Origin of the sequence: Sharpea azabuensis DSM 18934 (genome assembly GCF_000702165.1) — a bacterium.
Taxonomy (GTDB): domain Bacteria; phylum Bacillota_I; class Bacilli_A; order Erysipelotrichales; family Coprobacillaceae; genus Sharpea; species Sharpea azabuensis.
This window is the reverse complement of sequence record NZ_JNKU01000009.1, coordinates 21595-35194: the sequence shown is the minus strand read 5'-3', so window position 1 is coordinate 35194 and position 13600 is coordinate 21595. Positions and strand designations below refer to the sequence as shown.

Sequence of the window (13600 nt, the reverse complement as noted above, 5' to 3'; positions counted from 1 at the left end):
AATCTTTACTTTCTATAACTAAAGGACTATGATTTACCTTGTTCAAATAAGAAAGGTGATTAATCATGAGATTAGCGTGGAAAGAATTAAAATATAACTGGAAGAGATATCTTCTAATTGAAATTATTGTTGTATTAATGATGTTCATGGTTCTCTTTCTTTCAGGTCTTGTACAAGGCTTGGGGAGAGCTGTTTCATCAGGTGTAGAGAATATGAGTGTAGAACACTTTATACTAAGTGATGATGCTGAGAAACTCATAACTGTATCCAATCTTACAACAACACAATCTGATGCAGTAAAAGATACTTATGGCAAGAAGGCTACGCCTATTGATATTACGCGTATGTATCTTCAAAAGGAGAATGATGATGAGAAGATTGATGTTACTTATTTTGCCATTAATCCATCTTCATATCTGAATGTCGATGTCTATAAGGGCCACAAGCTTACAAACAAGACAAATACAATTGTCTTAGATGATGATTATGAAAGTAAAGGCATTAAACTCAACGATACAATAAAAGATGCTAATTCAGGTATTTCATTTAAGGTTGTTGGCTTTACAAAAGATGCTATGTATGGACATGTCTCTGTTGCTTATATCTCAACTGATAACTACAAAGCAATCATGAAAGAAGCAAATCCTATGTTTAATAACACAGTCCATGCCTATGCCATAAAAGGATCAGCTAAGAAAATAATCAAAGGTACAAAGACATATACAAAACAAGAAATCATTAAATCATTACCAGGTTATCAAGCTGAACAAATGACCATCACAATGGTCGAATGGTTACTTGTCGTTATTACAGCTTTTATTATCGGAATCTTCTTCTTCATTATTAATCTCCAGAAAGAAAAAGAATTTGGTGTTCTTAAAGCTATTGGTACAAGAATGAGTCGTTTAGTGAGATTTATTCTTTCTCAGGTATGCATGATTAGTATTAGTGGTGCTCTTATTGCCGGTGTCCTTGTTCTCTTAATGAGTCAAGCCTTACCAGCTACAATGCCATTCTTCCTTGTGCCTTCACAAGTCATATTGGTATTAGCGTCATTTATCTTTATTTCTATACTTGGTTCACTTGCCACAGTCATAAGAGTCGCAAAAATTGATCCAGCTAAAATTATCGGAGGTGATTTTGAATGAGTCAGACAGTCTTAAAATTAAATGATATTGTCAAAAAGTATCAGGATGGTGAGAGTGAACTTGTCATTCTTAATCATATTAACCTAGAAGTTCATGAAGGTGAATTTGTGGTTATTGTTGGTCCATCAGGATGTGGTAAGAGTACATTATTAAATATTGCTGGTATGATGTTATCTAGTGATCATGGTGGTATAACACTATGTGGTGAAAAGGTTTCAGCTCTTCCAAAGAAGAAATGGACGGATATACGTAAAGAGAATATCGGCTTTATTTTCCAGAACCACCAGCTTCTTCCTTATCTTAAAGCCGGAGAACAGCTTACGGCCTTACTAGGCACAAACCCACAGGAAGTCAAAAAGCTATTTAAAGAACTGAGTATTGATAATATTATTGATCAGTATCCATCTCACTTATCTGGTGGTGAAAGACAGCGTGTAGCAATTGCCCGTGCTTTTGCTTCAAACGCAAAACTGATTCTTGCCGATGAACCAACGGCATCACTTGATTCCAAAAGAGGCAGACATGCAGTAGAAATGATTCAGATGGAAGTACATAAGCGCAAAAAAGCAGCTATCATGGTCACACATGATGAACGTGTACTAGATCTAGCTGACAAGATCTATCGTATGGAAGATGGCCAGCTAACACAAATCAAATAATATCCCAAAGCGGTCTATACCGCTTTTTTTGCCTTAATAAAAAAAGCCAAATCACTCAATAGAAAAGCGCCAAATCACTTAATAGAGTTGAAATCTCCAATTTTTTATTTAAGGGACGGACGATATGGCTTGATAGAAATTAAGCTTGGCGGTGATGATAATATCGAGCACGGGGCAAAAACACTAAAAAAGCTTAAAGATACAATTGACACTGATAGAATGAAAGAGCCAGTATTTATGATGGTATTGGTAGGAAAAGGTAAATATGTATATCGAAGAGATGATGGTGTTTATTTTGTTCCAATAACTTGTTTAAAAGATTAATTGACCTATTTCCCTATTTATGGGAGATAGGTTTTTTGTTAATCAATATGATATATGCAAATTGCTCTGGCCTATCAAATTAATAAAGCACAAAAGGAATCCGTATGATGATGAGATTGTGTTTGCATGAGTGACAATACTGATAAGAATATAAATCTTACTCTCTAAAAAGAATCTCATTACACCCATACAATCAATGTGACATTTGTCATATTGATTGTATTCATTTTGATAATGTATAATTTGTTTCAAATAGGGGAGTGTTTATATGCATATAAAATCTAAAATTGTATGGATGATAATCTTTCTTTCAACTTCTTTAATGATTTATACAGTCTATACATATTCAAATGTAACAGATCATTCCATCATCATCGGAACAACATATATGACAATGAATAATACATTTTATGAAGCTATTAATTCTGAGGTAAAGAAAATTGCTTCACAGAATAATTGTAAGCTTGTTGTACGTGATCCAGAATTAGATGTTAATAAACAAATACGTCAGATCAATGCAATGAGAGAAGAAGGTGTGAATGCAATCATTATTAATCCTGTTGAAGGGAATAATAAACATCTTATTGAAGCATTAAAGAAAGCTAAACAGGATGGGATATATATTGTTGTTGTAGATTCTCAGTTAAGTGATAGTCAATTTGTCGATAGCACAATTGTATCTGACAACTATCATGCAGGTGTTATTTGTGCTCAGGATTTAATGAAAAGAAGAACACAAGCAAAAGTTTTATTACTGACGCATAATAGCGCTAATTCGGCAGTTGATCGTATCAATGGCTTTACAAATACAATAAAGGCACATCCTGAGTATCAAATTGTTGATCGTATTGATGTCTTAGGACAAACAGAAATCGCTATGCCAAAAGTCTCGCAGTATATCGATGAACATCGAAATTTTGATGTCATTATGTCGTTAAATGATCCTGCTGCTTTAGGTTCACTTGCGGCATTGGAGGAAAAGCATCTCAATAGGAATATGTTGATCTATAGTGTTGATGGTTCACCCAACATGAAAAAATTTATTAGTGATAAGGCCAATCATGTCTTCACTGCAATGCAATCACCTGAAGGTATGGCAAGACAATCCGTACATACAGTTTTACAGCTCATTAAAGGTAAACAAGCTAAAAAAACAATCAAGTTAAATGTTGATCAGCTGATCTCTAAAGATAACATCAATGAGTATAATATATTGGGGTGGCAATAATGCTGAAGTTTGATTCAAAGCAACTATCACAAATAAGACATTTCATTATCTTTCTTAATTTTATAGCTGTTCTTTATAGTACTTTGTTGTATATGTTCTGTACACAATATATTGTCAATAAGAATCTCAGCTATGAATTAATGGAAAATCTTACAGTTATACCTAAGAATCCCTTACATTTATTTTTTTACTCAATCTTTTTATTATTCTGTTTCTTAGTATTTATCTTTATTCGTGATGACTTATTAGAAAAGACAAATATGAGTATTGAATTGTTGATATCGATTGAATTAATCATTACTTTATTGATTATCCGTAATCTTAATCTTTGTTATAATGGGATGATATTAGTTGTGTTCATGGATATTATTTATTATATCAGGGACTTGAAAAGACGTATGCCATTCTTTGTTGTATCATTCTTGATTTGGTTATTTACAGATTATTCTCTTGTCTCTCGTATGATTGATATTCCTTCAATAGAAGTTTATATAAGTTTTTTGCCTAATGGTTATCGTTTTGCAGCTTCATTCTTTAAAAACTTTCTGACAAGTGTTAATTTATTATTGTTTATAATTTTCTTAGTCATATATTTAGTGGATTCCTTAATAGCCCAGAAAAATATTGAAGATGAACTTGCGATGGTTTCTAAAGTGAATACAGACCTCAATAACTATATCAATTTATCAGAAAAGATTGCTGAAGATAGGGAGCGTAAAAGAATTGCCAGGGAAATACATGACACGCTTGGGCATGCACTAACTGGTGTATCAGCAGGTATTGATGCTTGTATTGTCCTGATTGATATTGATCCAGCCAAGTGTAAAGCACAGCTACAAGTTGTCAGTCAGGTTGTGAGACAAGGCATTGGTGATGTGCGCCGTTCTTTGCAGAAGCTCCGTCCAGGGGCTTTAGAACAACATAGCTTTAAAGAAGCATTGAATCAAATGATTCAAGAATATAAAGAATTATCCAATCTCGATATCGAACTGTATTATGAATGGGAACATATTGATCTTGATCAAACAAAGGAAGATATTATTTTCCGCATTATTCAAGAATCAATTACTAATGCATTACGTCATGGACATGCTACACGTGTTGAAATCAACATGTTTAATTATCCTAATGCCTACTATATTATCATTCAGGATGATGGCAAAGGAGTTAAAGATATTAGGCCTGGATATGGCCTCAAACAAATGCAAGAAAGAGCAGCGATGCTTGGTGGTCATGTTGTATTTCATGGGGATAACGGCTTTAGAATCTTTGTAAGCATTCCAAAGAGAAAAGGGGAAGATATAGATGATTAAAGTATATATAGCTGACGACCAGGAACTTATTAGAGAATCGTTAAAAATTGTTCTTTCAGCGAACAGTGATATAGAACTTGTAGGAAGTGGAGCTGATGGATTTGAGACCCTTGAAGACATTAAGCATAATAAGCCCGATGTTATCCTGATGGATATTCGTATGCCTAAGATGGATGGTGTTATTGCGACAAAGAAAATCAAACAGCTTTACCCAGACATCAAAATCATCATTCTTACAACCTTTGATGATGATGAATTTGTCTATTCAGCACTTAAATATGGTGCATCAGGTTATCTGTTAAAAGGGGTCAGCATGGAAAATCTTCATAAAGCCATCCAAACAGTCTATAAGGGTGGCAGTATGATTAATCCTGATATTGCAACAAAGGTAGTGACACTCTTTTCTAAGATGGCACAAAGCAACTATAGTATTGAAGTTGATGAAGAGCTTACAAAGGAAATAAGTAATACAGAATGGAAAGTCATCCAGCAAGTCGCTCGTGGCCTTTCTAATAAAGAAATATCAGCCAATCTCTTCCTTTCCGAAGGAACAGTACGTAACTATCTTTCAAGTATTTTATCAAAGCTTAATCTTCGTGATCGCACACAGCTTGCTATATGGGCAGTACAGACAGGTGTATTAATGAAGGATTTCAACGATGATTAGATTATTAAGAAAGCATAAAGATCTGGTTGCCTGGCTGATTGCTTTTGCACTTATGATTAGCTTTATTTATGCTTATAATCCAGGACGTAAGACAGTGCTTAAGCTCGGTGTCTATGCCGGCAGTAGCTGGGATGTACCAAGTAATGATACAAAAGTATTAGACCGTGTCATTAAGAAATTTGAAAAAGCTTATCCCAATGTTAAAGTTGAATATGAATCAGGAATTCAGAAATCAGAATATAGCCAATATCTTGCAGAGAAGATTGTTCAAGGAAAACAGCCAGATGTCTTTGTCGTACCACAGGATGATTTTGCTTTGCTTGCCGATAATGGTGCACTTCAAGATATCTCAAGTTATATGGAGAATCAAAGACTATCAAAAACAGATTTCTATGACGCTGCTTATAACACTGGGGTTTATCATAATGCTCTCTATGGCTTGCCATTAGAAAGCAATCCAATGATGATGTGCGTCAATATTGATCTCTTAAAGAAAGAAGGCATACAATTACCTGCTTCATTAGATCTTAATCAGTTCTATGCTATTTGTAAGAAAGTAACGCATGATGGACAATATGGTGTAGCTGGCATGAGCTGGCAGAATATAGGTGACAGTTTTGGCTTAAAGGTGTTTACTGATGATGGTAAAGAAGCACATATTAATGATGAAACATTCAAGAAAACCATTAACTTCTACATCAAATTACGAAATCTCAATAAGGATTATGTAGTCTCTTCAGAACAATTCGATGAGGGTAAAGTGGCTTTCATGCCTATGACGCTTGCCCAATATCGTACCTACAAACCTTATCCTTATCGCGTTGCTAAGTATTCTACATTCAACTGGGACTGTATCACTATGCCAACAATGTTAGAAAAGCCACAAACACGACTTAATACTGTCCTATTATCCTTGTCAAGTCGTTGTACGAATAAACAAATGGGCTTTGCCTTTATGAAAATGCTTTGTTATGACACTACTATTCAACAAGAATGGCTCAAAAGTAATCTTGGTGCTTCACCATTACAGTCAGTCATGAATTCCAGGAAGTCAGAAAAACTCTTTGGTGAAACAGAGGCACTTAAATCATCAACAATTGATTCAATCATGCAAACATCCTATGCCTATCCGCTCTTTAAGAAAAAGGCTCAGGCAGAAATGAAATTAGATTATCTCATTAATCAAGCTATCTACAATAACAATAATAATGTTGATTATGCTTATATCCAGCAAGAAGTTGATCAGGAATTATAATCCTGATCTTTTTTTATATGACAAATGTCATTTCAAAGAGGAGAAATGTCACTTTGAAGAAGTGACAGATGACACATCACAAATGTATGCGCTTTAGATATGATATAGGTGCAATCGAGAGGGAAGGAGGAACATATGAGATATTTAGTTTTAGTCAGTCATGGAGACTTTGCGAAAGGGTTAAAGACTTCACTCGCCATGTTTGCCCCAGATAAGATGGACTCAGTCATCGCTGTAGGCTTAGAGAATGGAAAGGGTGCTGATGACTTCGCACAGGAATTTAGAAGTGCAATGAGTGTTCTTAAGGAAGAAGATGACTTGGTGCTCTTAGCGGATATTGTTGGTGGATCACCACTTACAACAGCATTGAATGTTCTTAATGAGCTTGGTCGCTATGACAACACTGTAGTGCTTGGTGGTATGAATTTACCAATGGCTCTTACAATGGCAGTTATGAAAGATAATTTGAGTGGTGAAGCACTCAAGGCAACAGTTCTTGGTGAAGCAAAAGGTGGTATCCAGGAATTTGACACAACACCAGCTGATGCAGCTGAAGATGAAGAAGACGATATTTAAGAGGAGAGAGAAAAATGGCAATTTCATTTGTAAGAATTGATGACCGTATGATTCATGGTCAGACAGTAACAAGATGGTCTAAAGAATATCCTTGTACAGGATTAATTGCAGTCAATGATGCAGCAGCATCTAATAAAGTCTTGAAAGAAGCTTATAAGTCAGCAAGTGATAAGAAAACATTTGTATGGACAAAAGATCATTTCAAAGATGTTCAGGAAAAGGTACTTAAGAGTGCAGATCAGTATTTCTTAATCACAAAGAATCCATTGGATATGAAATATATTCTTGTTGATTTAGGGTTTGTACCTGGTGATGTCAAGACAGTTATTGTTGGTCCATGTAATGATCGTCCTGGAGCAACAAAACTTGGTAACAACCAGTCAATTACACAGGAAGAAGCTGAAGCTTTAGAAGCTATTTATCAGAAAGGTTATACAGTCAAGTTCTCTTTGATTCCTGATATTACAATTGGTACTTGGGAAGACTTTAGAAGTAAGTTTGGCTTTTAACAAATCATAGAAAAAAGGGGAAAGAAAATTATGGTTATTAGTTGGTTACAAGCCGCTTTACTAGGATTATTTGCCTGCTTAGCATCTATGCCTGGTATGGGTGGTACTTCATTTGGTAACTATACATTAGGCCGTCCGTTAGTTGGTGGTTTAGTGTGTGGTCTTATTCTTGGTGATTTAAAACTTGGTATTCTTTGCGGTGTTGCTATGCAGGTTGTTTATATTGCCTTAGTTACACCTGGTGGAACAGTTTCTGCTGATGTTCGTGCAATCTCATATATTGGTATCCCACTTGCCATGGTCGCTGTTAAGTCACAGGGACTTGCTGCTAGCTCACCAGCTGCTGCTGGTCTTGCCACTTCAATGGGGACATTAGTTGGTACAGTTGGTACAGTATTATTCTATGGCACAGCTACATTAAACTTAGCTTGGCAGTCATATGGCTGGAAAGCTGTTGAAAAAGGTGATTTCCATAAACTTTATTTAGTAGACTGGGTATTACCTTGGGTTTCACATATCTTATTCTCTTTCATTCCAACTCTCATCATGTGTAAATTAGGTGCAACAGCCGTTACAGCTATGAAAGATGCCTTACCAATGGATGGTTTAGCTATGAAAACATTATTCACTGTAGGTGCATTGCTCCCATGTGTCGGAATTGCGATTCTTGTTAAACAGATTGTTGAAAAGGCGACAGACTTTATCCCATTCTTTGTAGGTTTCACACTTGCTGCATCTCTTGGCTTAAACTTAGTATCAGCAGCTGTTGTTTCATTAATCTTCGCTGTTATTACTTATGAATTACAGATTATTAAGACGCGACCTGTCGCCCAGGTAGCAATTGATGATGATGAAGAAGAGGAGGATATCTAAAATGGCAGACAAGAAGAAAATTAGTGCTAAAGCGTTATCTCGTTCCTTCCATCATTGGTATTATGGTAACTTAACTTGCTTTACACAGGAACATATGCAGACATTTGGTTACTTGACTTCAATGCTTCCAATTGTCGAAGATCTTTATGATAATAAAGAAGATCAACAAAGATCTATGAACACATATACAGCCTTCTTCAATACAGAACCACAAATTGGTTCATTAGTAGTAGGTATTACAGCTGGTCTTGAAGAAGCACGTGCAAATGGTGAAAATGTTGATGATGAAACAATCAACAGCTTAAGAGCCGGTTTAATGGGTCCTTTAGCAGGTATTGGTGATTCACTTATCGTTGGTACTCTTATTCCAGTATTATTAGGTATTGCTTTAGGTTTATCTAATGGTGGTAGTCCTGTTGGGGCCATCTTCTATATCGTAGTTTGGAACTTACTTGCCTACTTTGGTATGAAATTTGCTTACTACAAAGGCTATGAACTTGGTGGTAAAGCTGTGGAATTCTTAGTTGGTCCTACTGGTGTTGCTTTAAGAAAAGCCATTGGTACTGTTGGTGGTATGGTCATTGGTGCCGTTGCTGCTACATGGGTATCAGTAAAGACTTCATTCGAATTAAAGAATGCTGCTGGTAAGCCATTCTTACAGTTACAGAAACAGTTAGATGCTGTTTATCCTGGCATGTTAACGGCTGCATTTATCATTCTTTGCTGGTGGTTAATGGCTAAGAAGAAAATGTCTCCAATCAAAGTTATGTTACTCTTAGTTGTTATTGCATTTGTTGGTGTATTCATTGGCTTCTTCAACCCAAATTTAAAATACTAATAGAAAGAAGGAAACATTATGACAGAAGAAACAAAGCAGGGTTATCTCACAGAAATCGCATATCAGAAGCATATGCTTAAAAATCTCCAGAGATACATGACACTTACTTTCTTCATTTCAACAATCAGTGTTGTGCTCTTGTATTATTTCCACTCCCATATCTTCGACACGCTCTTCTTTGTAGTGCTTACTGTCATAAGTGTCCTTGCTACACTTGTGCTCCTATACGGCATAATATTAGGACGCAAGAATGTCAATAAAGTTATTGATCAATTTGAAAAACTCATTCGTTCATAAAATCTCCCAATAAGAAGATCTATCAATGATAGGTCTTCTTTTTTCGTGAAAAAACAGGCATTATTGCCTGTTTGAAAGAATGGCCTGAGCCACACCATCATCATTATTTGATGATGTATGGTTTCTAAATTGTTCTTTAATAGCCAAAGGTGCATTGTCCATAACAACGGGATAGCCAACACTTTCCAACATTGTTAAATCATTATAGTTGTCTCCAATAGCCATAACATGATTGATATCAATATGCATAGACTGACAAAATGTCTGGATAGCTGTAGCTTTGGAAACACCACCATTATTAATTTCAATAAGAATATTGGATGATTTCGCTATTTGAAGTTCAGGAAAGTTATCTTTTAGCTTGTTCTCAATATCAAGAATATCATCAGGATCACACATGCATAGAATCTTATCCACCATATCATCATCTTTTAAATCACTTACGTCACCTAATTGTGCCTGTGCTTCAACAATACTTTCTTCTCTTTTTACACGTTCATCACTTAAGTCTTTGACAAGCCATTGATCCTTTGTAAAGATGTTGTAGGTGAGATTGAAGTGTTGTTGTTCGATAAACTGACAAACCTCTTGCGCTTTCTCTTTTGTAAATCCACTTTCATATAAAACATGTCCTTCTTGATCAAGCATCAAAGCTCCATTGAAAGCAATCATATGACAATGAATATGATAGCGATTCATAATTGGATAAACACCCTGAGGACTTCTTGCCGTTGTTAAAACAAAGGCAATACCTTGGCTAATAGATGCATTGATTGTATTCGCTTGATGAATGGACATACGATGTTCATTATTCAGCAATGTACCATCAATATCACTAAATATAGCTTGTATAGTCATTTTTATTTCCTCCTCTTACACATATATTCTAACATCTACCAATGTGAGAATATACGTTTAGAAATGTTTGAATAAACATAAAACAATGATAATATATGTTTAAGTGAGGAATAAACAATGAATAGTATAGAGCGTCATGAAAAGATTAAACAATTACTAGAAGAACATCAGGATATGCAAGTAAAAGAGCTAGCGAGAGAATTTAAAGTTTCGGAGATGACTATTCGCAGAGATCTTCATTTCTTAGAAAAACAAGGGAGTGTGGAATTGTTCTTTGGTGGGGTACGTAAACGTGCAGCCTATTCACCTATTTCTATGTTTAATGAACGTGAAGGAATCAATTATGATGCCAAAAGAAAGATTGCACGAAAAGCATCTGAATTATTCTTAGAAGGTCATCATATTTATATTGATACCTCCACAACATTGACATTACTTGTACGTTTAATACCTGATATGAAAATGAGTGTGGTAACGAATTCATTATCGGTTGTCATGGAACTTGTAAGTCGTAAGAATATTGATCTCTATGTAGCACCAGGACTCTATTTAGATCAGTATGGTGGTTCTTTTGATTATGCAACAGTGGAGTATCTCAGGAACTTTCATTTTGATGAGGCGTTCTTTGGCACTTCAGCTATTGATCCTGCATATGGCATAACAGCGAGCAAAGAGATTGAGATGGTTGTTAAGAAAGCTGTTATGCGACAAAGTGATAAGTGTTATTTGCTTTGTGATCATACAAAGTTAGGGAAAAGCACTTCTTTAAGATGAATGATATTTATGATTTTGATGCGCTTTATATTGATGATGAGATAGATGAAGAGAGTTTGCAGAAATTAAAAGAAATGACACAGGTTGTTGTATGTGAATAGGATGGTAAGAATATGTTGTTAATTGAGAAGTTAAAAGATTCAAGCCTGACAGAACAAGAGAAACGCATTGCCCAATGCATGATTAAGTAAGAAGAAAAGCTAAAGACAAGAGAGTGCGAGATATTGCCCATGAAAAATATCTTCCTCAGTTCAAAGATGCTATTGAAAGAATTGAGGTTGCTGATGTCACAATCAAGGATGATAAAGCAAGAGCATTAACCGTAAGCGGGGGCATATCAAATAAGATGACCGTTTTCCATTTTATATATCTTTGTGAAATGTATATCTTCATGGTAATCATGTGAGGCAATGATAACAGCTTTGTTTTCTAAGATTAGGTTATTAATATGATGGATAAAGATTTGAATGCTTTCTTTGTCAAGTCCTCTTGTTGGTTCATCAAGCAAGATGATATTCTGGTTTTCCATAATAGCCTGGATAATACCAGCTTTCTGCCTCATTCCTAGTGAGTACTTCTTGATGGCTGTTTTATCGTTATAGTCAAGATGATAGAGATTGCAGAGATGACTGATCTTATTTTGATCATAGTGATGTTTAAGATTGGCAAGAAACTTAAGGTTATATGAAAGTGACTCAGTTTCAATAAAACCTGGATTCTCAATAAGCGCACCAATTTCAATATCATCACTTTCTTCTATAGTCCCACAATCAGGCTTAAGAATACCGGCAATTATTTTAAATAAAGTACTTTTTCCACATCCATTCATGCCATGGATGTAAATGCAATCGCCTGATTCAATGGTGAGATTGAGATTTTGAATGACATGGTGTTCTTGAAATGATTTTGAGAGATTGTTTATTGTTATTGTGGGCATGGTGACTCCTTTCTAATTAAAAATCAAATAATGTTCAATAAGATTGAGTGAAATAGGCAAAAGAATATAGAGAAGATTGGATTTGTGTTGAAATTGTAATCCTATGATATTTACACAAAGAAGAAGCAAGATTGTATGCGCGAAGAGAAGATGCCATGGTGTATGATGCAAACCAAATAAAGCAGCTACAAAAACATACTGAATACCAAGCATTAATAATGTATAGCTTGTAATCCTTGTGTGGATATAAAGGTTTGTATGCTTTTTAAGTCTTACACATAATGGATAATAGATTTGTTTTAGCTTTCTTATTTCATGGAAACATATAATGAGAATAGTATTGTTGAGAAATAGGGCGATAAAGTGATTACTAGTAATAATATAGACAAAGTCTACTTGATGAGGAACATGCACAAAAAACAAGTACAGCATCATCAAGATATAAACAACTGTTCCTTTAATCATCATGTTTACCTTTATAAAGAAGTATTATCATAAACACATAAAAACATAGAGAACCAAAGTAAGCCAATAAAAGAGGACCATGAAACAAAGTGTTGAGGATAATACCTGGATGAGTAAGGTTGATTGTCTGTATAAACAAGATCAATTGTACAAGTATGTCTAAATGAAGATTTCTCAATAAGCCACTTAAAAGAATACCTCCTAATAGTGTTGAAAAACCTAAAATAAGCCCTAATACACGATAGAGATAAATATTATGTATATATGCCTGTAAACAAAACATGAATAAGGCAAGAATACCACCACCAATGGATGATAGAATAATATAAAGCAATAGATTCATTCCGGCATTCATAGGAATGAGTTGATATTGATCAACTGCTTCACCTAATAAACTTCCCAAAGGAAAGGGCATTAGACATTTTATTGTCATTATTGTTAAGAGGTGAGTCATCAACATGATCATAAAGGCACTTATAAAACTCAAGCACATATCTTTATGATGATATTCTTGTTTTGTGAGTCTTGTGATGATCATATAGTCATGATGATTTTGTTTTAGGGTGAGTAATTGTGTATTGATGATATTGTTAAGTATGAGGCAGATAAGAAAGAACTGATAGAGATATAATCCCACTTCCTGCATTGTATAGAAGAAGGATATGCCCATATCAGGCATCTGCTTTTTCATTAATATGAGTTCAGAAGCAGGGACATTGGCATATTCTTGTTGATAAGTGATAAGTGTTGTGATGATGATCAAAAGAAAATAGATTATGAAAAGTATTTTTTGTCTTCTTGTTAAGAGTAATGGCACCATATAATCATCCTTTCATAAAAATGAGAATAGTTGAAGTTTATTGCTTCTTTTCTCTGCTT

General features: G+C 34.9%; 17 protein-coding genes. 13 read left to right on the top strand and 4 right to left on the bottom strand.

Going from position 1 to position 13600, the window contains the following annotated elements; genetic code table 11:
- Positions 1–65 precede the first annotated feature (65 nt).
- The 12 genes from T529_RS0102915 to T529_RS0102860 all read left to right on the top strand — a co-directional run bounded on the left by T529_RS0102915 (position 66) and on the right by T529_RS0102860 (position 9687).
- Positions 66–1148: an ABC transporter permease gene (locus tag T529_RS0102915; protein WP_033162125.1), complete on the top strand. Its 1083-nt coding sequence runs from the start codon at positions 66–68 to the stop codon at positions 1146–1148.
- Positions 1145–1807, top strand: coding sequence for an ABC transporter ATP-binding protein (locus tag T529_RS0102910; RefSeq protein ID WP_033162124.1), 663 nt, complete (start codon positions 1145–1147; stop codon positions 1805–1807). Before T529_RS0102915 ends, T529_RS0102910 begins: the two co-directional genes overlap by 4 nt.
- 129 nt (positions 1808–1936) lie before the next feature.
- Complete coding sequence (locus T529_RS0102905) at positions 1937–2131, top strand: hypothetical protein (protein ID WP_033162123.1); 195 nt, start codon at positions 1937–1939, stop codon at positions 2129–2131.
- Between the two features lie 268 nt (positions 2132–2399).
- Positions 2400–3359 (top strand): substrate-binding domain-containing protein, encoded by a 960-nt coding sequence (locus T529_RS0102900; protein ID WP_033162122.1) that lies wholly within the window; start codon positions 2400–2402, stop codon positions 3357–3359.
- A complete protein-coding gene (locus tag T529_RS0102895; RefSeq protein WP_033162121.1) occupies positions 3359–4672 on the top strand; it encodes a sensor histidine kinase in 1314 nt (437 codons plus the stop codon). Before T529_RS0102900 ends, T529_RS0102895 begins: the two co-directional genes overlap by 1 nt.
- Positions 4665–5339: a response regulator transcription factor gene (locus T529_RS0102890; RefSeq protein ID WP_033162120.1), complete on the top strand. Its 675-nt coding sequence runs from the start codon at positions 4665–4667 to the stop codon at positions 5337–5339. Before T529_RS0102895 ends, T529_RS0102890 begins: the two co-directional genes overlap by 8 nt.
- Positions 5332–6594, top strand: a complete 1263-nt coding sequence (locus T529_RS0102885) for an ABC transporter substrate-binding protein (protein ID WP_033162119.1) — start codon at positions 5332–5334, stop codon at positions 6592–6594. Before T529_RS0102890 ends, T529_RS0102885 begins: the two co-directional genes overlap by 8 nt.
- Positions 6595–6729: 135 nt before the next feature.
- Entirely contained in the window at positions 6730–7170 is a 441-nt protein-coding gene (locus T529_RS0102880; RefSeq protein WP_033162118.1) for a PTS sugar transporter subunit IIA, read from the top strand.
- A 14-nt stretch (positions 7171–7184) separates the two neighbouring features.
- Complete coding sequence (locus T529_RS0102875; protein ID WP_033162117.1) at positions 7185–7679, top strand: PTS sugar transporter subunit IIB; 495 nt, start codon at positions 7185–7187, stop codon at positions 7677–7679.
- A gap of 30 nt (positions 7680–7709) precedes the next feature.
- Positions 7710–8552 (top strand): PTS mannose/fructose/sorbose/N-acetylgalactosamine transporter subunit IIC, encoded by an 843-nt coding sequence (locus T529_RS0102870; RefSeq protein ID WP_033162116.1) that lies wholly within the window; start codon positions 7710–7712, stop codon positions 8550–8552.
- Position 8553: 1 nt separating this feature from the next.
- Positions 8554–9390 (top strand): PTS system mannose/fructose/sorbose family transporter subunit IID, encoded by an 837-nt coding sequence (locus tag T529_RS0102865; RefSeq protein ID WP_033162115.1) that lies wholly within the window; start codon positions 8554–8556, stop codon positions 9388–9390.
- Between the two features lie 18 nt (positions 9391–9408).
- The gene (locus T529_RS0102860; RefSeq protein WP_033162114.1) at positions 9409–9687 is read left to right on the top strand and encodes a hypothetical protein; all 279 of its coding nucleotides are present in this window, start codon (positions 9409–9411) and stop codon (positions 9685–9687) included.
- A gap of 60 nt (positions 9688–9747) precedes the next feature.
- Here T529_RS0102860 and T529_RS0102855 read toward each other — a convergent pair whose 3' ends face one another.
- Positions 9748–10545, bottom strand: a complete 798-nt coding sequence (locus T529_RS0102855; protein ID WP_051646818.1) for a Cof-type HAD-IIB family hydrolase — start codon at positions 10543–10545, stop codon at positions 9748–9750.
- Between the two features lie 117 nt (positions 10546–10662).
- On the opposite strand from T529_RS0102855, the gene T529_RS0102850 reads away from it, so the two are divergent.
- Positions 10663–11319: a DeoR/GlpR family DNA-binding transcription regulator gene (locus T529_RS0102850; RefSeq protein WP_033162113.1), complete on the top strand. Its 657-nt coding sequence runs from the start codon at positions 10663–10665 to the stop codon at positions 11317–11319.
- 337 nt (positions 11320–11656) lie between these two features.
- Here the strand turns inward: T529_RS0102850 and T529_RS0102845 are convergent, their stop codons facing one another.
- The 3 genes from T529_RS0102845 to T529_RS0102835 are packed head-to-tail and all read right to left on the bottom strand — an operon-like array spanning position 11657 to position 13541.
- Complete coding sequence (locus T529_RS0102845) at positions 11657–12256, bottom strand: ATP-binding cassette domain-containing protein (RefSeq protein WP_033162112.1); 600 nt, start codon at positions 12254–12256, stop codon at positions 11657–11659.
- Positions 12257–12268: 12 nt separating this feature from the next.
- Entirely contained in the window at positions 12269–12724 is a 456-nt protein-coding gene (locus tag T529_RS0102840; protein ID WP_033162111.1) for a hypothetical protein, read from the bottom strand.
- A complete protein-coding gene (locus T529_RS0102835) occupies positions 12714–13541 on the bottom strand; it encodes a hypothetical protein (protein WP_033162110.1) in 828 nt (275 codons plus the stop codon). Before T529_RS0102835 ends, T529_RS0102840 begins: the two co-directional genes overlap by 11 nt.
- Between the last annotated feature and the right edge of the window lie 59 nt (positions 13542–13600).